Source organism: Acidiphilium sp. PA (assembly GCF_026191915.1).
Lineage (GTDB): Bacteria > Pseudomonadota > Alphaproteobacteria > Acetobacterales > Acetobacteraceae > Acidiphilium.
Window position 1 is genome coordinate 149,848 of the sequence record NZ_JAIMBY010000002.1, and the last position, 19,846, is coordinate 169,693.

Sequence of the window (19,846 nt, forward strand, 5' to 3'; positions counted from 1 at the left end):
CGGCGGTCCGGGATGGGGTTTCGAGTGGCCGGGCGCTGGGTTTTATGAAGGACGCGCCGCTGTTCAGCCTGGGTTCAGAACACGGCGTGATCGCCCAGCGCCGCCACGGGCGCGCCGGCGAGGACTTGATCGTAGTAATCGAACAGGGTTTCGCGCCCGGTCGAGGGTGTGGCCTGCGCGTCGTAACGGCCGGTTGCGGGGTTGAGCACCAGCATGGATTCCGTGGCGTAATAGCGGCCGATCCGGGCGAGTTCGGCCTTGGCGGCCAGGGGGGGGATGATCCATCCGGCGGTGCCGAGGACGCCGATAATGCCATCGAGCAGGCCCACCGGCACCTCGCGGAAGCGCGGGGGCTGGCCGAGCCGGGCGAACAGGTATTCGCCCTGTTCGCGCGGCGTGATGGCGGGGCCGGGGCCGCCGATCGGGAGGATGCGGTTCCGGCGCGCTTCGTGGTGCAGGCAATCGACCAGGTAGGTTGCGAGGTCGTCATCGCTGATCGGTTTGCAGGCGGTGAGCCTGCCGTCGCCGAACAGGAGGAATGGCTTGCCCTGGCGCACGCGCGCGATCTGGCCGGACAGGGATTTGAAAAACGCGGTTGGCCGCACGATCGAATAGGTCAGGCCGGATGCGATCAGCGCCTGTTCGAAGGCGCGTTTGGCGTGCTGGAACGCGAGGAGCGGTTTTTGCACGCAGATTGCCGACAGGAGCACGAAGTGCGAAACGCCGGCGGCCTCAGCGGCCGCGAGCACGGCGAGATGCGCGCGATGATCGATCGCCCAGGCATCGCGCGGGGCGCCGGTGCGCGAGGCCATGCAGGAGAGGACGGCATCGAACCGCTCGCCGCGAAAACCGTCGCGGGCGAGCGCGTCCGCATCCGCGACGTCGACGATGCGAACCGTGGCACCGTGCAGCGGCGTGCTATCCGATCCGGCGCGGACGAAACACACGACGTCGTCACCGCGGGCGACGAGGGCGCGCAGGGTCGCGCGGCCGATCGTGCCGGTGGCGCCGAGCAGGACGATCCGCAGGCGCGTGGAGGGGGGCGATGAAGGGTGCGCGGCGCCGCTCATGCGGCGTGCAATCCCGGGGCCTCGTGGCCGGTGCGGGCGACGTATTCGGTGTAGCCGCCGCCGTACTGGTGGATGCCCTCGGGTGTCAGTTCCAGGACGCGGTTGGACAGCGCGGCGAGGAAATGCCGATCGTGCGAGACGAACAGCATCGTGCCCTCGTATTGCGCGAGTGCTGCGATCAGCATTTCCTTTGTTGCGATGTCGAGATGGTTGGTCGGCTCGTCGAGCACCAGGAAATTCGGCGGATCGTACAGCATCAGCGCCATCACCAGCCGGGCCTTTTCGCCGCCCGACAGCACGCGGCAGGGTTTGTCGATCTCGTCGCCGGAAAAGCCGAATGCGCCGGCGAGGGTGCGCAGCGCGCCCTGGTTGGCCTGGGGAAACGCGCGATCGAGGGTTTCGAACACGCTGCGGTCGCCATCGAGCCGGTCCATCGCGTGCTGGGCGAAATAGCCGAGCTTGACCGAGCCGCCGAGCGTGACGGACCCTTCATCGGGTTCGGTGGTGCCGGTGACGAGTTTGAGCAGGGTGGATTTTCCCGCGCCGTTGACGCCGAGCACGCAGCATCGCTCGCGCCGGCGCACCAGAAGATCGAGCCCCTGATAGATGACGCGGTTGCCGTAGCGCTTGTGCACGCCGCGCAGCGCGGCCACGGTGTCGCCCGAGCGGGGGGCGGGCGGGAACTCGAACACCACCGTCTGGCGGCGTTTCGGCGGCTCGACGCGATCGATCTTTTCGAGTTTTCTCACCCGGCTCTGCACCTGGGCGGCATGCGAGGCGCGCGCCTTGAACCGCTCGATGAAGCTGATCTCCTTCGCGAGCATCGCTTTCTGGCGGTCGAACTGCGCCTGTTGCTGTTTTTCGTTCACGGCGCGCTGCTGTTCGTAGAATCCGTAATCGCCGGAAAATTCGGTGAGGCTGCCGCCGTCGATCTCGATCACCTTGTTGATCACGCGGTTCATGAATTCGCGGTCGTGCGAGGTCATGAGGAGGGCGCCGTCGTAGCCGGCGAGGAACTGTTCGAGCCAGATCAGGCTTTCGAGGTCGAGATGGTTGCTGGGTTCGTCGAGCAGCATCACGTCCGGGCGCATCAGCAGAATGCGCGCGAGGGCGACGCGCATCTTCCAGCCGCCGGAGAGCTTGCCGACATCGCCCTCCATCATCTCCTGGCTGAACCCGAGCCCGTGCAGCACTTCGCGCGCACGGCCATCGAGCGCGTAGCCGCCGAGTTCCTCGAAGCGGGCCTGCACATCGCCGAAGCGCTCGATGATGGCATCGAGCCGGTCCGCCTGATCGGGGTCGGCCATCGCGGTTTCGAGCATCGCCAGTTCGGCGGCCACTTCGCTGACCGCACCGGCACCGTCCATCACCTCGGCGACCGCGCTGCGGCCGGCCATGTCGCCGACGTCCTGGCTGAACAGGCCGATGCTGACGCCGCGATCGACCAGGATCTGGCCTTCGTCCGGCTCTTCCTGACCGGTGATCATGCGAAACAGCGTGGTCTTGCCCGCGCCGTTCGGCCCGACCAGGCCGATCTTCTCGCCACGTTGGAGCGCGGCCGACGCCTCGATGAAGACCAGGCGCTGGCCGTTCTGTTTGCTGATGCTGTCCAGGCGTATCATGCGTCCTCGGTGGTCAGGGTGATGGCCGCGCGCTTATAGCAAATCGGCGCGGGCGTGAACCGCGCGGCGGCGGTGGCCATCTGGACAGCGGCGCGCCCGGCCCGCACAAAGCGGTTTTTCCTGGAGTGGCCGGCGATGCCCGAAGCGTTCATCTGTGATTACATCCGCACACCGTTCGCTCGCTACGGCGGCGCTTTGTCCGGTGTGCGGGCCGATGATCTGGCGGCCGTGCCGCTGCGCGCGCTGCTGGCCCGCAACCCGGGGATCGATCCGTCGCGGATCGACGAGGTTCTGCTCGGCTGCGCCAACCAGGCGGGGGAGGACAACCGCAACGTCGCGCGGATGGCGCTGCTGCTGGCCGGGCTGCCGGTTGGGGTGCCCGGGGCGACGATCAACCGGCTGTGCGGCTCCGGGCTCGACGCGGTGGGCACCGCGTCCCGGGCGATCCGCGCCGGGGAGGCCGATCTGATCATCGCGGGCGGTGTCGAGAGCATGACGCGCGCGCCCTTCGTGATGGCCAAGAGCAGCGAAGCCTTTGGGCGGACCGCCGAGATCTTCGACACCACGATCGGCTGGCGCTTTCCCAACCCGCACTTGCGCGCGGAATACGGCGTCGAGCCGATGCCGGAAACCGGGGAGAATGTCGCGGCGGATTTTGCGGTCGGCCGGGCGGATCAGGATCTGTTCGCCTATCGCAGCCAGCGGAAATGCGCGGCGGCGGCGGAATTTCTGGCGGGTGAGTGTACGCCGGTCACGCTGACATCGCGCAAGGGGGACACTCTGTTCGCCGTGGACGAGCACCCGCGGCCGGAGACCACGCTCGAGGGGCTCGCCGCGCTGAAAACGCCGTTCCGCACGCCGGGGACGGTTACTGCTGGCAATGCCTCGGGCGTGAACGATGGGGCGGCGGCGCTGGTGATTGCGAGCGAGGCGGCCGCGAAGACCCATGGGCTGACGCCGCGCGGCCGCATCCTTGCGATGACGACCGCCGGCGTCGCGCCCCGGATCATGGGCATCGGGCCGGCGCCGGCGACCGAAACACTGCTGGCGCGCACCGGGCTTGCGATGAGCGATATCGACATCATCGAACTGAACGAGGCGTTCGCGAGCCAGGCGCTTGCGGTGATGCGCCTGCTGGGCCTGGCCGATGACGATCCACGGGTCAATCCGCATGGCGGGGCCATCGCGCTCGGCCATCCGCTCGGCGCATCGGGCGCGCGGATCGCCGGCACCGCGCTGCGGGCGCTGGAGGCGCGCGGCGGCCGGCGCGCGATCGCGACCATGTGCATCGGGGTGGGTCAGGGCATTGCGCTGCTGATCGAGCGCGTCTGACCGCCATGATCGACAAATTCGTCCACTCCATCGAGGCGGCGCTTGAGGGGATCGGCGATGGTGCGACCATCATGGTCGGTGGTTTCGGTGCGGTCGGTCAGCCGCATCTGCTGGTCGATGCGCTGGGTGAGCGCGGGCTGCGGGACCTGACCATCATTGCCAACAACGCCGGGGGCGATTTCGGCGGCCTGCCGAAGCTGATCGCGCAGGGCGCCATTACCAAGGTGATTTGTTCCTACCCGCGCGCCACGAGCAAGACCGCGTTCGATGCGCTCTATGCCGCGGGGAAGATCGATCTCGAACTGGTGCCGCAGGGCACGCTGGCCGAGCGCATCCGCGCCGCCGGGGCGGGTGTGCCGGCGTTTTTCACGCCCACCGGCGCCGGCACCGACCTTGCCGCGGGCAAGGGTGTTCGCGTCATCGGCGGGCGGGCCTGTGTGCTGGAATATGCGCTGTCCGCCGATTTCGCGCTGATCGAGGCGTGGGAGGCGGACCGGTGGGGCAATCTGACGTACAATGCGGCGGGGCGTAATTTCAACCCAATCATGGCGACTGCCGCGGGCGTCACCATCGCACTCGCCCATCACCGGCGCGAGCTTGGCACGCTTGCGCCGGAGACCATCGTCACGCCCGGTCTGTTCGTGCAGCGGGTGTTGATTGCGGGAGGTTCGGCATGACGACGCTTTCCGGCTGGTCGCGCCGGGACATGGCGGCGCGCGTGGCCGCCGATATTCCTGAGGGTTGGGCGGTCAATCTCGGCATCGGGCTGCCCACGCTGATCGCGAATTTCGTGCCGGTCGAGCGCGAGGTGATGTTTCATTCGGAGAACGGCATTCTCGGCGTCGGCCCGGCGCCGGCGGCGGGGCAGGAGAACCCGTGGCTGATCAACGCCGGCAAGCAGCCGGTCACGCTGCGGCCGGGGGCTGCGATCGTCGGCCAGGCGGATAGTTTCGCCATCATTCGCGGCGGTCATCTCGATCTCTGCGTGCTTGGCGGCTATCAGGTCGGTGCCAATGGCGATCTTGCCAACTGGTCGACCGGCCGCGCCGGCGAAGCGCCCGCGGTCGGCGGTGCGATGGACCTGGGCGCCGGTGCCAGGCGCGTCTGGGTGCTGATGGAACACGCCGCGCGGGATGGCACGCCACGGTTGGTGGAGCGCTGCACCTATCCGCTGACCGCGCTGGGCACGGTCAGCCGCGTCTATACCGATATCGCGGTGATCGATGTGACGCCGGAGGGCTTCGTGCTGCGCGAGGCCGCGCCGGGTATCGACCACGCGCAGATCGCGGCACGGATGGGCGCGCCGCTCGGCGTCATGCGAGGGTGAGCGGCGGCGCCGGGGGCTAGAAATCGCGGTCGCGCGGATAATTGACCGTTGCGATGCACTGGGTGGAAATCACCTCGCGCCGGAAGGTGAACCCGAGATCGTCGATGAAGGCGTGTTTGATCGAGATGGACCGGGAACTGGTCGACAGGAGATCGGCCGTGCGCTGCACCATCATCGCCTGACGGTCGAGCACGCTCTTGAAGTCGGAAATCACCGTCAGATCGACATGCTCGATCCGCCCGCCGGCCATGGCGACGACGGAAACCGCCTCGCGGATCAGATTTTCCGAATTGGTGAAGCGCCGGCTCGGCAAGGCGCGGCCATCGGCCAGATCGGCGCCGATGCCGCCGACCGTGCCCAGGATCGCCGAGGTGATCGCGTCCAACCCGACATCCGAACCGCCGGATGTGCGCACGCTGCCATCGAGCACCACGGGAATGCCGCAGATCATGATGGCCGGGTTGTCGGCCGGGGCGGCGGCAACCAGGTTTTCGGTCGAGAATCCCCAGCCGGAATGAATTTCCCGATGGCCGCGCTGCATGATGACCTCGGCGCGGTCGAGGTCGTGCTCCGTGGTGATCTTGAAATTGTCCTCGGTGCCGCGGACCATTTCGATTTCGAGCCCGACCGCTTCGGCGATCGCCGCATCGTCGGTGAAGTCCTGGGCCAGCGGATTGGCGAGGTAGACCCGCCGGTGGGCGGCGAGAATATCGCGGAAGCGGAACGCCTGCGGGGTTTGGGCGCGCCACAGATTGGTACGCTCGACGGTTTTCAGGACCTTGGTGTCACCGCAGAATTTCAGCGTGTCGGCGAGCGGCACGCCGGCGATCGCGCAGGGCGAGCGGTCCAGCGCGTCGATCACGGCGCCGATGGTTTCCTGTTCGACGAAGGGGCGGACGCCGTCGTGAATGATGATGGTCTCCGGCGCCTCGCGGGCCAGCCCCTCGAGCCCGAGGCGGACGGATTCCTGGCGCGAATTGCCGCCGATCAGGGGTGGAGGCAGGTTCAGCCCCTCCGTCGCGCGCTGGTAGAGATCGATGTCGTTGGGGTGGATCACCACCTGAACGCCGCTGATCGCCGGATTGCGGCGGAATGCCGCCACGGTGTGACGGATGATCGGGCTGCCGTCGAGCAACCGGTATTGTTTGGGGATCGGCCCGCTCAAGCGCTGTCCGCGCCCCGCAGCGACGATGAGAGCAAACGTCATGTTAACTTAACTTTTCCAGTCGTGCGATGTTCGCGGCCGAAGCGAAATCGGCCGTTCTGAACAAATGTTCGCTAAGCCCGGAACCAGATCACGTCAAGGCGAGCCGTGTCGGCTCGATGCAGCGGCCTCGGATCGACCAAACGTTGGATCGACCAAACGTCAGGCGCGCAGGATCGCGAGGGACGCGCCCGGCAGCAATTGGGTTCGGCGTTCGTCATGAGGGTGCGCTGAGCCGCGCGAACGCCAAGAGCTGCGGATCGGCGGGTCCCGGTCAAGCGGAGCGCGTGGATGACCGGGACTTCGGCGTGTTCCGGCGGGGCGCAACCCCTTGCGGTCGAGCCTAGCGCGTCATCATGCCGGGGTGGACGCCGTAATAATCGTCGACCCGTTCGCCATAGGTGCCGGTGGACCAGTCCGGCATGGCGCTGGTGGCGAAGGAGGGGCCGCCTTCGAGACGATCGCGATCGATATCCACCACGTAGCCGCCCTGCTGGCGGTCGTATTGCAGCATGCTCCATGGCAGCGGGTGGTAATGTTCGCCGAGGCCGAGGAAGCCGCCGAATGACATGATGGCGTAGGAAATCCGGCCGGAGACTTTGTCGATCATGACATCGTAGATCGAGCCGATCGAATCGCCCTGGCGATTGTAGACATGGGTGCCGTTGACCTTGCTCGCGGCGATCAGCGTTCTGGTCTCGCTCAGACTATCGAGATGTTCCGCAGGCGCCGTGCCGGCGGTATGCGGGGTATCGTTGTAACTGTTCATGTGCGTGTTCCCTTGGTTTGATGGTTTTGCATCCGCCGTGCGGCAGATGTCGCTCAATCGATGTGTGGATTGCGGGCTTCGATTACGACGAGGGCAATGATGAAACTATCGTCAGGCAAATCATTGTTTCCCGATCACGTCCACTCGATTTGACGATCGGGCGCAGCCCGGCGGTCATTACAATGCGATATCGGGAGACTGCGTCGATGATGCAACGAATGCCATCGATCTGAGCTGGTCATTGCCGAATTGTTATTTGGATCGCGTCGCGGAACCCCCAGATGTCCGCAGCCGGGCAGGATCAGGACAGAATATTACGTGTGGTCAACGACGTCGCTGCCGCGCCGTCCGGCATTTGGCATGACTGGCTGCGACACGATCAGACATGACGATAGTGAAGGTTTCGATACATGGACATCAATCAACGCCAACAGAAAATCCACGATGAGGTCCGCGCCGCCGACGAGGCGCGGCCGAAGCTTGAAATGAAGGGGGCGATGCAGGCCGGTGCACGCCCCTATCCCGAACCGCCGTTCACCGCCGATGCCGATGGCAAGCGGGGGATCGAGGCGGGTCAGAGCATCAAGCCGCTTTACGACGCGCCGTTCTGGAAAGGCTCTGGCAAACTCGAGGGGTGTATCGCCGTGATCACCGGCGGTGATTCCGGCATCGGCCGCGCCGTTGCGGTGTTGTTCGCGCGCGAAGGTGCCGATGTCGCCATTCTGCATCTGGCATCCGAGCAGGACGATGCGGATGTCGTCGTCAAGGCCGTCGAGGACGAGGGCCGCAAGGCGATGGCGGTCGTCGCCGATGTGACGGATCGGGCCGCGTGTTTCGAGGCGGTTCGGAAAATCGTCGATGTGTTCGGCAGGGTTGATGTCCTTGTAAATAACGCCGCGTTTCAGCTGCATGTCAGCCGGTTCGAGGACCTGTCCGAAGATCATTTCGATCTGACGGTAAAGACGAACCTCTACGGGTATTTCCATATGACGCAGGCCTGTCTGCCGCATATGCGGGCGGGTTCCGCGATCGTCAATTCGGGGTCGGTTACCGCCCTGATGGGGAATTCCAGCGTGATCGATTACACCATGACGAAAGGCGGCATCCACGCCTTCACGCGCGCGCTATCGGGCAGTCTGGTGCCGCGCGGCATCCGCGTTAACGCCGTGGCGCCCGGCCCGGTGTGGACGCCGCTCAACCCCAGCGACAACCCGGCCGGCATGGCCGAATTCGGCACCAATACCCGCATGAAGCGCCCGGCACAGCCGGAGGAGATTGCGCCGGCCTATGTATTTTTGGCATCGAAACAGATGTCGAGCTACATCACCGGCGAGATCCTGCCGGTCATCGGCGGCTATACCGACCGGTGATGAACGCGGCGGGCTGCGGCGTGGCGAGCGCCGCAGCAGGGCGCTTGCAGTGTTTGAACCAGAAGGATCACGATGATGATGCGCGCCCCGGATGGCAGCGATTTCAACCAGGGTGCGGCGATCGCCGCGCTTGCCGGTGATCCGGCGGGGTGCGGTGATGCCGATGGGGCGCGCGTGAGGGTGGCGCACGACAAGGGTGCGCCCGGCCGGGCTGCCGCCCATCGGCTCCCCCATGGATGATACTGCGCCGGCCACGCTGGTATTCCTGCATTTCCTGGGTGGCAGCGGCGATACCTGGCGCAGCACGATCGATCATCTGCCGCCGTCCACCCGTTGCGTCGTGATCGATCTGCCGGGGTTCGGCGCGGCCGCCGCCGAGCCGGGCGGCAGCGTCGGGGCCATGGCCGATCGGGTGATTGCGACCATCGGGGAGCGGGTGCGCGGGCGCTGGGTGCTGGTCGGTCACAGCATGGGTGCCAAGGTCGCAACCGTGATTGCGCGCGCGGCTGAAAACGGTGTGCCGGCTCTTGCCGGGCTCAGTCACATCATTCTGCTGGCCGGATCGCCTCCGGCTCCCGAGCCGATGAGCGACGATCTGCGCGCCGAAATGCGCGGCTGGTTCCAGGGGTCTGCCGCTGCGTGGATGGCTCAGGCGGATCGCTATATTGCGAACAATATCGGCGAGAGGCTTGATCCCGCCGTGCATCGGGCGGCGGTTGCGGATATTCTGCGCATCAACCGGGCGGCCTGGGTCGCGTGGCTTGACGGGGGCAGCCGCGAGGATTGGGCCGCGCGCATCGGCACGCTGCGCACACCCGCCTTGATTGTTGCCGGTGCGGCCGACACGGATCTTGGAACCGACGCCCAGCGCGCGCTGATGGCACCGCATTTCAGCCATCATCGTCTGGTGACCCTTGCCGCGACCGGCCATCTGATCCCGCTCGAACGACCGGCTGCGCTCGCGCGCCTGATCGAAGGGCACGCGAAGCTGCGCCGTGAGGCCGGGACGATCGATGCCGCCTATCGCGCCTTGATCGCCTCCGATCGCGTCAGCAGCCGGACCCGCGCGGCTCTGCTGGCGCGAACGCGGCCGCAAACCGGGGCCAGTGTGTTCAACGACCGGCAAAGCCGGACCCTGCAGGCGGTGATCGCGCGCGTCATTCCCGGCGGCGGCCCGGCCAATCTTGCCGCCAGCGTGGCCGCGAGTTTCGCCGCACCGCGCGGCTGGCGGTTTGCTGCCCTGCCGCCCGATGCCGAGGCATGGCGCCTGGCGCTGGATACGCTGGAGGACGAGGCGGACCGGCGCTGGAACAGCATGTTCACCGCATTGTGCCCCGCGCGGCAGGACAGCATGCTCACCGCACTGGCCGCCGCCGATTGGGATGCAGCACCCGGCGGCCTCGATGCCGGGCAGATGCGCCTGTGGTTCGAGGACCTGCGTTCCGTCGCGGTCCGTGCTTATATGGCGCATCCCGCCACTTTTGCGCGCATCGGCTACAGCGGTATCGCCTATGGCGGCGATGGCGACCATAAACCCGGGTTTCATCCGATCGGTCTCGACGCCGTGGAATCCTGGGAACCGGCACCCGGCGCACCGGATGCCCGGGCGGGGCAGGGGGCATGAATCTGGAGGCGATGCGCCGGCACGCGGCGGGCGATACGGTCGATGCCGTCATCATCGGCACCGGCGCCGGTGGTGCGCCGTTGCTGGCGGCGCTTGCGGGCGCCGGGCTGACGGTTGTCGCCCTCGAAGCCGGCCGGAACTGGGAGCCCGACAGTTTCCCGGCGGATGAGATTGAGGCTGGCGGTATCTACTGGCGTGATGAACGCCTGAGCGCGGGCGATACGCCCCCGCCGTTCGGCGCCAATAACAGCGGCACCGGGGTGGGCGGTTCCACGCTCCATTGGGGGGCGTTCTGCCCGCGCCCCGACCCGCGCGACTGGCGCCTGCGCACCGAAACCGGCCTGGGGCATGACTGGCCGCTGGAACTGGCGTGTCTCACGCCGTATTACGAGCGGATCGAAGCGGGCATCGGGGTTTCGGGCCCGCGTTTTTATCCGTGGGATGCGTCCCGCCGCTATCCGCTGCCGCCGGTCGCGCGCAATGCGCCGGCCATGCTGATGCAGCGCGGCTGCGACGCCCTGGGCATTACCGTGACCGATGCGCCGGCCGCGGTCGTCTCGCGCCGGTTCGACCAGCGGGATGCGTCATCGCGCCCCGCCTGCATCAATTGCGGCTATTGCCACCAGGGGTGCCGCATCGGAGCCAAGGCCAGCATGGATGTGACCTATCTGCCGGCCGCGGTTCATGCCGGGGCGGAAATCCGGCCGGAATGCAGGGTCCACACCATCGAGCGCGATGCCACGGGCAAAATCACCGCCGTCGTGTATCGCAACCAGGGTACGGACCACCGGCAGCGCTGTGCCGCGGTTTTTCTGTGCGCCGGGGCGGTGGAAACGCCGCGCCTGCTGCTGCACCTCGGCCTTGCCAATTCGAGCGGGCAGGTCGGCCGCAACTACATGGCCCATGTCGCGACCCAGGCCTGGGGCAGTTTCGCCGCGCAGACCCGCCCTCATAAAGGCTATCCGTCTTCGCTGATCACCGAGGACATGCTGCGTCCGGCCGATGCCGATTTCGCGGGGGGCTACCTGATCCAGAGCCTCGGGATCGTGCCGGTCACCTGGGCGGAGCAGGTGGCGCGGGGGCGGGGTTTATGGGGGCAGGCGCTGGTCGATTATCTGGATCGTTACAACCATGTCGCAGGCATTGGCATCAACGGGGAATGCCTGCCCTCGGCCGGCAATTTCCTGGAGCTTTCCGGGGAGATCGATGACATCGGCATGCGCCGGCCGCGCATCCATTTCAGCTATGGCGAGAATGAACACAGGCTCGAGCGCCACGCCCGGCGTGTGCTAACCCGCATCTGGGAGCACGCGGGTGCGACGGATATCTGGACCATGCGGCGCTCGGCCCATACCATCGGCACCTGCCGCATGGGCGCCAGCGCGGATACCGGCGTGGTCGATCATGCAGGCAACAGCTTTGATGTTCCGAACCTTTGGATCTGCGACAATTCGGTGTTTCCCAGCGCCATGGCTGCCAACCCGGCCCTGACCATCATGGCGCTGAGCTTGCGGACCGCCGAGGCGTTCCTGCGCGGTCACCGCGCCTGACGCTTCGCGCCGCCTCAGTTTCTGCCGCCGAGACCCAGTGTTCTGGCGGCCGCCGCGAAGCCGCGTTCGATCGTTTGCAGCACACCGCTGTTGTTTTGCCGTTCGCCGATGAAGGTTTCCAGCCGGTCGGTCGCGAGTTTCGCCTGGCTCATCCCGTCGCCCAGCGCCTCGTGAGCGCGTTGCATCAGCCCGGCCTTGTGGCCTTCGTGCTGGATTTCGCTTTCGATATGGTGGCTGAAGCCGAACAGCGAGGCTTTGAACCCTTCGAGCATCGCCACCGGCCGCGCCGGCTGGATATCGGGTGCGACCCCCGCCTCCGGCAGATCGCGCCGCGGTGTCGTGCGCCAGGTCATCGCCGTGATCGGGTCGTTGGCCCGTTCGGCGCGCCGGCCCAGCGGTTTCACGCCCGGCCAGAGGCGGCTTGCCATCTGCAGCAGGCTGGTGTGGTCGAATTCGGTCGAGACCACGCCGGGGTCGAGCATCGGCGAGACGAACACGGCGGGGACCCGGAAACCGAGGAGATCGAACGCGAAATGCTCGGTGTGCTCATCGGGCGGCACCGTCGTCGGGGGGACGACATGGTCGTAAAATCCGCCATGTTCGTCGTACAGCACGACCAGCAGGGTTTTTTCGAACAGCGCCGGATTGGCGCGCAGTGTGTTGTACACCTCGGCGATCAGCGCATCGCCGCGCATGATGTCGTGCGGGGGGTGCTGATCGTTCTGATGCGGCCCGAAATAGCTGGGCTCGATGAAGGTATAGGCGGCGAGATCGCCCTTTGCGACATCGTCCTTCCAATGGGCAAAGTGACGGTAATTGCCGAGATGATGCCATTGATGGCTGAGCACCAAAGTCTGGGGTACATCGCCGTAGTAAATCCGCCATGGCACGCCGGCATCGCCGAGTTCGTCGTACAGGGTGCGCTGGCTGTACATGTGCAGTTTCGAGCTGAACAGACCGCCCGGTTCGTTGACATGGCCGCGTGAGGTGCCGCTGTGGGCGAACAGCCGGTTGATCCAGGTGGGGCCGGGCAGGGAGGAAAACCACCGGTCGCAGACCACGAAATGCTCGGCCAGAGTGTGCAGACCCGGCAGGAATCCGCGCGGAAAATAGCCCATGATCTCCTGGCGTTCCTCGGGTGTGCTGTTCGGATGGGTGCGGACGAAATCGGCGACGAAGCCGTTGTTGGTGCCATCGGCGAACTGCGCCAGAGAATTCGCCAGATAATGTTTCGGATCACGATCGATATTGCGGGATCGGGTCTCGCGCTGCACGATGTCCGGCTTACCTGGCGCGGCGGCGGGGTTGCTGTGCGGCCGCGCCGGATCGACGCCGTCAAGGCCCGGATGAACCGCGGCCATCGACCCCAGCATCCGGTCGAAGCCGTTGTTTTCCATCATCAGCACAACCACGTGCCGGATCGGCAGGGCGTGTTCAGCGTTCATGTTCGATTCCTTCATCTCCACGACATCGATATGGGACGCCGATCGTGCATGTTCGAGGCGGCGGGCTGATGCGGGCCGAGCGGAGTGGGCGACTGGCGCGGGATGGGGCGGCGGCAACGCCGGTTATCCAGGATCGACCGCTGTCGGGCGATGCGGATCAGGGCGCCTGGGTGAGCGCGAGATACTCCCAGACCATTGTCGCGGCTGCGAGGGCGGTGATTTCACTGACATCGTAGGCCGGTGCGACTTCGACGAGATCCATCCCGACGAAGCTGATCCCGCCGAGGCGGCGCATCAGCGCCTGCGCCTGCCACGAGGCCAGGCCGCCGATTTCCGGCGTGCCCGTGCCCGGGGCGCAACCCGGATCGAGACAGTCGATATCGAAGCTCAGATAGGTGGCGCGTTCATGGCCGACCACCTCGTGAATCCGCGCCGCCGTCGCTTTGATCCCGATTTCGTGGACGTCCTGCGCCGAGAGGATGGTTACACCCCTGCCGATCGTCCAATCGTAGGTTTCGCGCGGCAGGGGCGATCGGATGCCGATCTGGATCATCCGGTGCGGGTCGAGCAGACCCTCGTTGATGGCGTGGAAAAACACCGAGCCATGGCTGTAGACCTGACCGTAGTTTTCGCCCCAGGTATCGGCGTGGGCATCGAAATGTACGAGGCCGAGCGGTGCATCGAGGCGCCTGGCGAGGGCGCGTAACAGAGGCAAAGTGATGCCGTGTTCACCGCCGAGGGCGAGCAGATGGTTGAGGGGGGCGGCCTGCTGCTCGATCAGCGCGAGGCTGCGGGGAATGTCGCCCAGGGCAATAGCGAAGTCGCCGATGTCGGCGATGGGCATTGCATCGACATTGACCCAGTGATGGGGATGGTCGTTGCCGGCGAGCATGCGCGAGGCGGTGCGGATTGCTGCCGGACCCGAACGGGCGCCGGCCCGGTTGGTGACGCCGATGTCGAGCGGAATGCCGGCGATCACGTATTGGGCGCGCGGGTCGCTGCTGGTCAGGCCAAGGAACGCAGGCCTGGTTGCAAAGGTCGGTTGCTCGATCATCGCCGCACCGTAACAGGGTCCCTCGCGCGATCAACCACGCAGGATCGCGACCGCCCGGCTCGGGCTGAAAAATATCTGGACAGACCGGAGCGCGGTCGTTAGAGGGGTTTCGGATTGATCATTCTTGCAGGAGGGTTGAGTGTTGACAGCAATTTATTCGCCCTTCGGGATGACGAAACCCGGGCATGCGCGCGGTCTTTTGACCGCCTGACCTGCGGCTCCGGCTTCATTCTCTGTAAATCTGATTTCTGCCGCTGATCTGCGGTGCCTCAATGTCGAAAGGTCGTCGTCAGTTCTGGCGACGGATCGTCACATGTCGGCCTTTATCTATCTTCCGATCATTCTGCTCGGATGTATCATCATGGTCTGTTGCGTCATCTCGGTGCTGCTGTGGCTCGAAACCCGCCGGCACGCGCGTCGAACAATTGTTGCCCCGTCGCGTTGCCGGAGATTTCAGCCGCGTGTCATCATCGGTGGCGGTTCGATCACCGCAGCGGGTGTGCGACCGGCCGCGCAGGCGGCGCGCGTGACGCTGCGCCTGGTGGGTGCCGATGATTGATGCCGATACAGGCGATAAGCGATCCAAATGGGTGGTGGGGACGCCGATTATCGGCAGGGTTATCGGCGCGTTACCTGTTTCCTGATCATGGAATGGCAGAAGCCGGGCTGACCGGCTGCCGCTTGCACGGAACGAGCAAGTATGGCACATCGAGCCCTCCCTGCCGGGCACGTGGCATCGTGCGCGGCTATGCCCGTTTCCATGGGGGAAATTGGCGTGTTCACCAGTAATGGACACGCCGGGGCTGAAGCAACCCATAGGGGGTATCATGCCGCTATATGAATGTGTGCTGATTGCACGCAGCGAAATCACGCAACAACAGGTCGATGTCATCGCCGACGACATCACCGCCCAGCTGGAAGGCGAGGGTGGTGCGGTCAAGAAGCGGGAATATTGGGGCCTGCGCAACCTGGCGTACCGCATCAAGAAGAACCGCAAGGGCCATTATGTCCTGCTCGGGCTCGATGCCGAATCCAAGTCGATCAACGAAATGGAGCGCTTGCTCGGTCTGAACGAGGACATTCTTCGCTTCATGACGCTGCGGATCGACGAAATCGAGGAGGCGCCCTCGGCACCGCTGTCGCGCCGTGGCGACGACCGTGACCGCGAACGTGGCTTCCGCGGGCCGAAGCCTGCCGGACGTTTCGATAGCGGCCGCCGCCGTGGCCCCGAAGATCGCGAAGAGTTCCGCGCCCGTGACGAGTTCCGCACCGATCGCGATGACGATCTGGTCGAGGAGGATTGATCCATGTCGAGCACGCAAGACGATACCGACGTTAATCCCGCCGCCCGCCGCGCCGCCGTTGGCGCGCGCCGGCCGTTTTATCGCCGCCGCAAGGCTTGCCCGTTCTCGGGCCCCGGCGCGCCGAAGATCGACTACAAGGACGTGCGGCTGCTGTCGCGCTTTCTGTCCGAGCGCGGCAAGATCGTGCCGAGCCGCATCACTGCCGTTTCCGCCAAGAAGCAGCGTGAACTCGCGCGCGCCATCAAGCGCGCCCGTTTCCTCGCGCTGCTGCCCTACGTGGTCGATTGAGGAGCACGCATTATGGCACAAGTAGAATTGATCCTGCTCCAGCGCGTCGAGAAACTCGGCCAGATGGGCGAAGTGGTCAAAGTCAAACCCGGCTATGCCCGCAACTTCCTGCTGCCGCAGGCCAAGGCGGTGCGCGCCACCAAGCAGAACCGCGAACGCTTCGAGCGTGAGCGCGTTCAGCTCGAGGCGCAGAACATCAAGCGCCGTGGCGAGGCCGAGCGGCTGGCCGAACGTGTGCATGGGCTTTCGGTGGTTCTGATCCGCCAGGCCAGCGATGCGGGGTCGCTGTACGGCTCGGTCACCGCCCGCGACATCGCGGATGGCTGCATCGCCGGTGGGCTGACGATCGAGCGCAATCAGGTTCTGCTCGATGCACCGATCAAGACGCTGGGGCTCGCAACGGTGCGCGTTGCGCTGCATCCCGAAGTCGTGATGAACGTCACCGTCAATGTGGCGCGCAGCGCCGAAGAGGCGGAAAAACAGGCGCGCGGCGAAGCCTTGACGCGCGATGAAGACGAATACGAGATGGAAACCTTCGAGGATGAGGCGGAAACCGCCGAAACCGACTGAGCGTTTCCGGTTCGGTTACCACGACCGATCCGTTCGACGGCAGGCGCCGGGGCATGTCCCCGGCGTTTTTTTGTTGCCTGTGATTTGGACAGGCTTGATACCATAATCCCCCCTTTTTTATGGCAAACCTCGTTCCCAATTGACCGGAATAGTTAACCTACCAAGACGAGGTCGAGCATGCGCCCGATGTTGGACAGGCTTCTTAACCGTTTGATCGTGCTGGGTGAATTGGATGTGATCTGGCCGGATGGCACGAGCAGCCATTATGCCGGCGAACCCGGACCCAGCGCGGCGATCGCGATCCACGACGCCTCGGTGATCCGGCATCTGGCCTATGCGCCGGGCATGGCGATCGGCGAAGCCTATATGGATGGCACGCTGACCCCGGTGAACTGCACGATCTACGATGTGCTGCATGTTCTGCTCGCCAGCGTCGAACTGGCGGAACAGCGCATACCTGTGTTGCGCGCGCAGGCCATGTTCAACCGCATGACCCGGCCGCTCGCGCAGATGAACAATGCCCGCAAGGCGCGCCGCAACGTGGCGCATCATTACGATCTGAACGGGCGGCTCTATTCGTTGTTCCTGGATCGGGACCGGCAATATTCCTGCGCGTATTTCCCGCGCGGTGACGAAACGATCGATGAAGCGCAGGCGGCGAAAAAGCGCCATATCGCCGCAAAGCTGCTGCTCGACCGGCGGGATCTGACCGTGCTCGACATCGGCTGCGGCTGGGGCGGCATGGCGCTGACCCTTGCGCGCGACTACGGTGCGAAGGTCACCGGCATCACCCTCTCGGTCGAACAGCTGACCGAGGCGCGCGCCCGCGCCCAGGCCGAGGGGTTGTCGGACCGGGTTAATTTCGAATTGATCGATTATCGCGCGGTCGATCGGCAGTTCGATCGCATCGTCTCGGTGGGGATGTTCGAACATGTCGGCCTGCCCAATTATCAGGCCTATTTCGAAACGATCCATCGCTGCCTGAAGCCGGATGGCGTTGCGCTCGTTCATGCGATCGGCCGGTTCGATGGCCCGGCGGCGACCAGCCCGTGGCTTGCCAAATACATCTTTCCGGGCGGCTACTCGCCGGCATTGTCCGAAGTGTTCGGCCCGCTTGAACGATCGAGGCTCCGCAGTACCGATATCGAAATCCTGCGGCTGCATTATGCCAAGACGCTCAGCCACTGGCGCAGGCGCTTCGCCGCCAACCGCGATACCATCGCCTCGCTCTACGATGAGCGGTTCTGCCGCATGTTCGAGTTCTACCTGGCCGGTTCGGAACTCGCCTTCGCCGTGCAGGATCACATGGTGTTTCAAATCCAGCTCGCCCGCCGCCAGGACGCCGTGCCGCTGACCCGCGACTATATCGTCGATACCGAGCGCATGCTCGCGCGGCAGACGGCCTGACGCCCGGGTGGCCGGGCGGGGCGGTATCGGATGCCCTGCTCGTGCACGCCGGGTGAGGGGGTGCTGACCGCTGTGGTGTGCGCCTATCGGCTCAGGCCGCGGGTCTGCTCGATCAGGACGTAGAGCGGGGCGGGGTCTACGGCGAACAGGCGGGCTTCGGTGCGGGCTTCTTCGGCGATCCGGTCGAGATAGGCTTCGGCGTCCGGCAGGCGTGCGGCGAAGGCCGCGGCCAGGGTGGCGTATTCGGCATCGGTCGGGTTGGCTTTGGTGAACAACGCGCCGATGGCAGGATCGCGGATCGCGAGGGCGGCGGGCAGGGTTAATATGCCGTCACGCACATCGGCTTCGCCGCCGCCACCGAGGGCGGCCGCGCCGCGCACGTCGCCCACATCATCGCAGCCGTGATACAGCAGGCCGAGCAGGCCGCCGAAGCGGCGCAGCCGCCCGCTGCGATCGCCCAGGCACGCACAGATCTCGAACATCGAGCCGGTATCCTCGCCGGCAATCCGCCGCCAATCCTCGACGCCCAGCACCTGGCGGCGTAACCGCCACTGCAGGCATTCGGCGACGCCCAGCCGTTTGATCAATTCCGAAACCAGGCGGATCGCCAGGACATCGCCGCCCAGCTGCTCGTAGCCGGCGGCGACGATGTAGCCTGAGGTCATCAGCGCGTTCAGCTCGCCGAACCTGGTGTGCATGGTCGCCCGGCCGCGTCTGGTGTCGGACCGGTCGAGAATATCGTCGACCACCAGCGTCATGTTGTGCATCATCTCGACCACCAGGGCCGCGGTCATCACCTCCGGCGGGATCGGGCCGCAATCGGCGCCGGGCATGATCGAGCGACAACAGGCGAAGATGGTCAGAGGCCGGAAATATTTCGAGCCGCCGCGAAACTGCCAGTCCAGCGTTTCGCTCATTTCGGGATCGCAACCGCGCAGCCATGCATCGATCCGCGCGCCCAGGGCTGTCATTTCGGCATTCAGGCCCAGTGCGGCGATCACATCGCCGCCGCTGCCGTTATTGTTCATGGAGCCTGCTTATGCCTTGGCCCGATACGCTCGTCTGGCCGGATCGGCAGGGTCGCCCGGCTGGGCCAGCGCCTGGGCCAGCGCCTCGCTGACCTGATCGAGCTCCAGGTGCAGGCGGCGGGCCTCGCGTTCGGCGGTTTCGCCGATTTCGCGCACGAACGCCCGCGCGTTGTCGGCCAGCACCAATGGTTCGGCGGCGCGGCCGTTCGCGCGGTCGGACATCGCGTGCAGCAAGGCGGCCTGGTAGCGCAATTGCACGGCCATCAGCGCCTGACCGTAGCGCAGCGCGCTGGTGGCGCTGATCCGCCAGGCATCGGTCAGCGCGGCCGCGACTTCGGGCGGTGTGCCGGCCGGCAGCATGGCGGCGGGGTTGAAGCCCTGGGTGCCGGGCCGACCGGATTGCTCCTCCCCCGCCGATCCGGCGGCGGACTGGAACGCGGCCAGACCTTTCAGATAGAGATCGCCGAACGCAGCCAGCGGATCGGCCGGCTGATCGCTCATTGGCGACGGCCTTCCGGCGGCATCGGGCGGGGGCCGCGCCTCTGGTCCAGCTCGTTCAGAAATACCAGGAGGGACAGGCGCGAGGCACCGGTCAATGCGCGCAGACACTGCTGATGCGCCATGTAGCCGGTCCAGAGCGCATCCTCGCAGGCGGTCTGGCGGTCGTTGCGGCCGGCGAGCAGCGGTGCGGCGCCCGCGCGGGCCAGACCCGTCAATTCCTGGAGCGCGAATTTTTGCGCGCGCCCGGCAAGGTTGAGCCAGGTTGCCGCCGCAGCGCCTTGCACCTGCATCGCCGTGCGCAGCATTGCGGGATAGTTCGCCGCCATTCGATATCCTTCCGATCAAGCAACCAACGCCGCGGCGGCGTTGCGTGCACGAGGC

At 65.9% G+C, this 19,846-nt stretch carries 22 protein-coding genes; 12 read left to right on the plus strand and 10 right to left on the minus strand.

The annotated features are described in order from the left end of the window. Positions 1 to 74: 74 nt before the first annotated feature. Genes AruPA_RS04265 through AruPA_RS04275 form a run of 3 tightly spaced genes read right to left on the minus strand, consistent with a single transcriptional unit; the run spans position 75 to position 2,844 of the window. The gene (locus tag AruPA_RS04265) at positions 75 to 1,070 is read right to left on the minus strand and encodes an NAD(P)H-binding protein (protein ID WP_265635360.1); all 996 of its coding nucleotides are present in this window, start codon (positions 1,068 to 1,070) and stop codon (positions 75 to 77) included. Beyond that, complete coding sequence (locus tag AruPA_RS04270; protein WP_265635361.1) at positions 1,067 to 2,692, minus strand: ABC-F family ATP-binding cassette domain-containing protein; 1,626 nt, start codon at positions 2,690 to 2,692, stop codon at positions 1,067 to 1,069. Before AruPA_RS04270 ends, AruPA_RS04265 begins: the two co-directional genes overlap by 4 nt. Continuing rightward, a complete protein-coding gene (locus AruPA_RS04275; protein WP_265635363.1) occupies positions 2,689 to 2,844 on the minus strand; it encodes a hypothetical protein in 156 nt (51 codons plus the stop codon). Before AruPA_RS04275 ends, AruPA_RS04270 begins: the two co-directional genes overlap by 4 nt. On the opposite strand from AruPA_RS04275, the gene pcaF reads away from it, so the two are divergent. The 3 genes from pcaF to AruPA_RS04290 are packed head-to-tail and all read left to right on the plus strand — an operon-like array spanning position 2,828 to position 5,351. Further along, entirely contained in the window at positions 2,828 to 4,024 is a 1,197-nt protein-coding gene (gene pcaF, locus AruPA_RS04280; RefSeq protein ID WP_265635365.1) for a 3-oxoadipyl-CoA thiolase, read from the plus strand. The genes AruPA_RS04275 and pcaF overlap by 17 nt on opposite strands. 5 nt (positions 4,025 to 4,029) lie before the next feature. After that, the gene (locus tag AruPA_RS04285; RefSeq protein WP_265635367.1) at positions 4,030 to 4,701 is read left to right on the plus strand and encodes a 3-oxoacid CoA-transferase subunit A; all 672 of its coding nucleotides are present in this window, start codon (positions 4,030 to 4,032) and stop codon (positions 4,699 to 4,701) included. Further along, positions 4,698 to 5,351 carry a 3-oxoacid CoA-transferase subunit B gene (locus AruPA_RS04290; RefSeq protein WP_265635369.1) on the plus strand — a complete coding sequence of 218 codons (654 nt, stop codon included), beginning with the start codon at positions 4,698 to 4,700 and terminating at the stop codon, positions 5,349 to 5,351. Before AruPA_RS04285 ends, AruPA_RS04290 begins: the two co-directional genes overlap by 4 nt. A gap of 16 nt (positions 5,352 to 5,367) precedes the next feature. Here the strand turns inward: AruPA_RS04290 and ispD are convergent, their stop codons facing one another. Together ispD and AruPA_RS04300 are read right to left on the minus strand one after the other, a co-directional pair. Further along, positions 5,368 to 6,558, minus strand: coding sequence for a 2-C-methyl-D-erythritol 4-phosphate cytidylyltransferase (gene ispD / locus AruPA_RS04295; RefSeq protein ID WP_265635370.1), 1,191 nt, complete (start codon positions 6,556 to 6,558; stop codon positions 5,368 to 5,370). A gap of 340 nt (positions 6,559 to 6,898) precedes the next feature. Further along, complete coding sequence (locus AruPA_RS04300; RefSeq protein ID WP_265635372.1) at positions 6,899 to 7,324, minus strand: PRC-barrel domain-containing protein; 426 nt, start codon at positions 7,322 to 7,324, stop codon at positions 6,899 to 6,901. A 410-nt stretch (positions 7,325 to 7,734) separates the two neighbouring features. On the opposite strand from AruPA_RS04300, the gene AruPA_RS04305 reads away from it, so the two are divergent. The 4 genes from AruPA_RS04305 to AruPA_RS04320 all read left to right on the plus strand — a co-directional run bounded on the left by AruPA_RS04305 (position 7,735) and on the right by AruPA_RS04320 (position 11,868). Next, the gene (locus AruPA_RS04305) at positions 7,735 to 8,694 is read left to right on the plus strand and encodes an SDR family oxidoreductase (RefSeq protein ID WP_265635374.1); all 960 of its coding nucleotides are present in this window, start codon (positions 7,735 to 7,737) and stop codon (positions 8,692 to 8,694) included. Between the two features lie 75 nt (positions 8,695 to 8,769). Continuing rightward, on the plus strand, positions 8,770 to 8,934 hold the full coding sequence (locus tag AruPA_RS04310) for a hypothetical protein (RefSeq protein ID WP_265635376.1): 165 nt from the start codon (positions 8,770 to 8,772) through the stop codon (positions 8,932 to 8,934). Then, positions 8,927 to 10,318, plus strand: a complete 1,392-nt coding sequence (locus AruPA_RS04315) for an alpha/beta hydrolase (RefSeq protein ID WP_265635377.1) — start codon at positions 8,927 to 8,929, stop codon at positions 10,316 to 10,318. Before AruPA_RS04310 ends, AruPA_RS04315 begins: the two co-directional genes overlap by 8 nt. After that, positions 10,315 to 11,868: a GMC family oxidoreductase gene (locus AruPA_RS04320; RefSeq protein ID WP_265635379.1), complete on the plus strand. Its 1,554-nt coding sequence runs from the start codon at positions 10,315 to 10,317 to the stop codon at positions 11,866 to 11,868. Before AruPA_RS04315 ends, AruPA_RS04320 begins: the two co-directional genes overlap by 4 nt. Before the next feature lie 14 nt (positions 11,869 to 11,882). Here the strand turns inward: AruPA_RS04320 and AruPA_RS04325 are convergent, their stop codons facing one another. After that, positions 11,883 to 13,313: an alkaline phosphatase family protein gene (locus AruPA_RS04325; protein ID WP_265635381.1), complete on the minus strand. Its 1,431-nt coding sequence runs from the start codon at positions 13,311 to 13,313 to the stop codon at positions 11,883 to 11,885. Between the two features lie 157 nt (positions 13,314 to 13,470). Beyond that, positions 13,471 to 14,367: an agmatinase gene (speB, locus tag AruPA_RS04330; RefSeq protein ID WP_265635383.1), complete on the minus strand. Its 897-nt coding sequence runs from the start codon at positions 14,365 to 14,367 to the stop codon at positions 13,471 to 13,473. Positions 14,368 to 14,680: 313 nt separating this feature from the next. Here speB and AruPA_RS04335 point away from each other — a divergent pair, with 313 nt between their 5' ends. The 5 genes from AruPA_RS04335 (at position 14,681) to AruPA_RS04355 (ending at position 17,936) form a co-directional block, all read left to right on the plus strand. Continuing rightward, complete coding sequence (locus AruPA_RS04335; protein ID WP_265635385.1) at positions 14,681 to 14,926, plus strand: hypothetical protein; 246 nt, start codon at positions 14,681 to 14,683, stop codon at positions 14,924 to 14,926. Positions 14,927 to 15,194: 268 nt separating this feature from the next. Next, on the plus strand, positions 15,195 to 15,671 hold the full coding sequence (rpsF, locus tag AruPA_RS04340; RefSeq protein ID WP_265635759.1) for a 30S ribosomal protein S6: 477 nt from the start codon (positions 15,195 to 15,197) through the stop codon (positions 15,669 to 15,671). A 3-nt stretch (positions 15,672 to 15,674) separates the two neighbouring features. Then, entirely contained in the window at positions 15,675 to 15,959 is a 285-nt protein-coding gene (gene rpsR, locus AruPA_RS04345) for a 30S ribosomal protein S18 (protein ID WP_265635386.1), read from the plus strand. 12 nt (positions 15,960 to 15,971) lie between these two features. Beyond that, a complete protein-coding gene (rplI, locus tag AruPA_RS04350) occupies positions 15,972 to 16,529 on the plus strand; it encodes a 50S ribosomal protein L9 (RefSeq protein ID WP_265635388.1) in 558 nt (185 codons plus the stop codon). A 177-nt stretch (positions 16,530 to 16,706) separates the two neighbouring features. Then, a complete protein-coding gene (locus AruPA_RS04355) occupies positions 16,707 to 17,936 on the plus strand; it encodes a cyclopropane-fatty-acyl-phospholipid synthase family protein (protein WP_265635389.1) in 1,230 nt (409 codons plus the stop codon). Between the two features lie 83 nt (positions 17,937 to 18,019). On the opposite strand, the gene AruPA_RS04360 is transcribed toward AruPA_RS04355, so the two are convergent. From AruPA_RS04360 to AruPA_RS04370, 3 genes are read right to left on the minus strand one after another with little or no spacing between them, the layout of a single operon-like run. Continuing rightward, on the minus strand, positions 18,020 to 18,964 hold the full coding sequence (locus tag AruPA_RS04360; RefSeq protein WP_265635391.1) for a polyprenyl synthetase family protein: 945 nt from the start codon (positions 18,962 to 18,964) through the stop codon (positions 18,020 to 18,022). Between the two features lie 9 nt (positions 18,965 to 18,973). After that, positions 18,974 to 19,465 (minus strand): hypothetical protein, encoded by a 492-nt coding sequence (locus tag AruPA_RS04365; protein ID WP_265635393.1) that lies wholly within the window; start codon positions 19,463 to 19,465, stop codon positions 18,974 to 18,976. Next, on the minus strand, positions 19,462 to 19,791 hold the full coding sequence (locus tag AruPA_RS04370; protein WP_265635395.1) for a hypothetical protein: 330 nt from the start codon (positions 19,789 to 19,791) through the stop codon (positions 19,462 to 19,464). Before AruPA_RS04370 ends, AruPA_RS04365 begins: the two co-directional genes overlap by 4 nt. Between the last annotated feature and the right edge of the window lie 55 nt (positions 19,792 to 19,846).

Bases quoted from the DNA above. Each gene is read 5' to 3' on its own strand.
- AruPA_RS04265 (WP_265635360.1), bottom strand. From the start codon at position 1,070: ATGAGCGGCGCCGCGCACCCTTCATCGCCCCCCTCCACGCGCCTGCGG.
- AruPA_RS04270 (WP_265635361.1), bottom strand. From the start codon at position 2,692: ATGATACGCCTGGACAGCATCAGCAAACAGAACGGCCAGCGCCTGGTC.
- pcaF (WP_265635365.1), top strand. From the start codon at position 2,828: ATGCCCGAAGCGTTCATCTGTGATTACATCCGCACACCGTTCGCTCGC.
- AruPA_RS04275 (WP_265635363.1), bottom strand. From the start codon at position 2,844: ATGAACGCTTCGGGCATCGCCGGCCACTCCAGGAAAAACCGCTTTGTG.
- AruPA_RS04285 (WP_265635367.1), top strand. From the start codon at position 4,030: ATGATCGACAAATTCGTCCACTCCATCGAGGCGGCGCTTGAGGGGATC.
- AruPA_RS04290 (WP_265635369.1), top strand. From the start codon at position 4,698: ATGACGACGCTTTCCGGCTGGTCGCGCCGGGACATGGCGGCGCGCGTG.
- ispD (WP_265635370.1), bottom strand. From the start codon at position 6,558: ATGACGTTTGCTCTCATCGTCGCTGCGGGGCGCGGACAGCGCTTGAGC.
- AruPA_RS04300 (WP_265635372.1), bottom strand. From the start codon at position 7,324: ATGAACAGTTACAACGATACCCCGCATACCGCCGGCACGGCGCCTGCG.
- AruPA_RS04305 (WP_265635374.1), top strand. From the start codon at position 7,735: ATGGACATCAATCAACGCCAACAGAAAATCCACGATGAGGTCCGCGCC.
- AruPA_RS04310 (WP_265635376.1), top strand. From the start codon at position 8,770: ATGATGCGCGCCCCGGATGGCAGCGATTTCAACCAGGGTGCGGCGATC.
- AruPA_RS04315 (WP_265635377.1), top strand. From the start codon at position 8,927: ATGGATGATACTGCGCCGGCCACGCTGGTATTCCTGCATTTCCTGGGT.
- AruPA_RS04320 (WP_265635379.1), top strand. From the start codon at position 10,315: ATGAATCTGGAGGCGATGCGCCGGCACGCGGCGGGCGATACGGTCGAT.
- AruPA_RS04325 (WP_265635381.1), bottom strand. From the start codon at position 13,313: ATGAACGCTGAACACGCCCTGCCGATCCGGCACGTGGTTGTGCTGATG.
- speB (WP_265635383.1), bottom strand. From the start codon at position 14,367: ATGATCGAGCAACCGACCTTTGCAACCAGGCCTGCGTTCCTTGGCCTG.
- AruPA_RS04335 (WP_265635385.1), top strand. From the start codon at position 14,681: ATGTCGGCCTTTATCTATCTTCCGATCATTCTGCTCGGATGTATCATC.
- rpsF (WP_265635759.1), top strand. From the start codon at position 15,195: ATGCCGCTATATGAATGTGTGCTGATTGCACGCAGCGAAATCACGCAA.
- rpsR (WP_265635386.1), top strand. From the start codon at position 15,675: ATGTCGAGCACGCAAGACGATACCGACGTTAATCCCGCCGCCCGCCGC.
- rplI (WP_265635388.1), top strand. From the start codon at position 15,972: ATGGCACAAGTAGAATTGATCCTGCTCCAGCGCGTCGAGAAACTCGGC.
- AruPA_RS04355 (WP_265635389.1), top strand. From the start codon at position 16,707: ATGCGCCCGATGTTGGACAGGCTTCTTAACCGTTTGATCGTGCTGGGT.
- AruPA_RS04360 (WP_265635391.1), bottom strand. From the start codon at position 18,964: ATGAACAATAACGGCAGCGGCGGCGATGTGATCGCCGCACTGGGCCTG.
- AruPA_RS04365 (WP_265635393.1), bottom strand. From the start codon at position 19,465: ATGAGCGATCAGCCGGCCGATCCGCTGGCTGCGTTCGGCGATCTCTAT.
- AruPA_RS04370 (WP_265635395.1), bottom strand. From the start codon at position 19,791: ATGGCGGCGAACTATCCCGCAATGCTGCGCACGGCGATGCAGGTGCAA.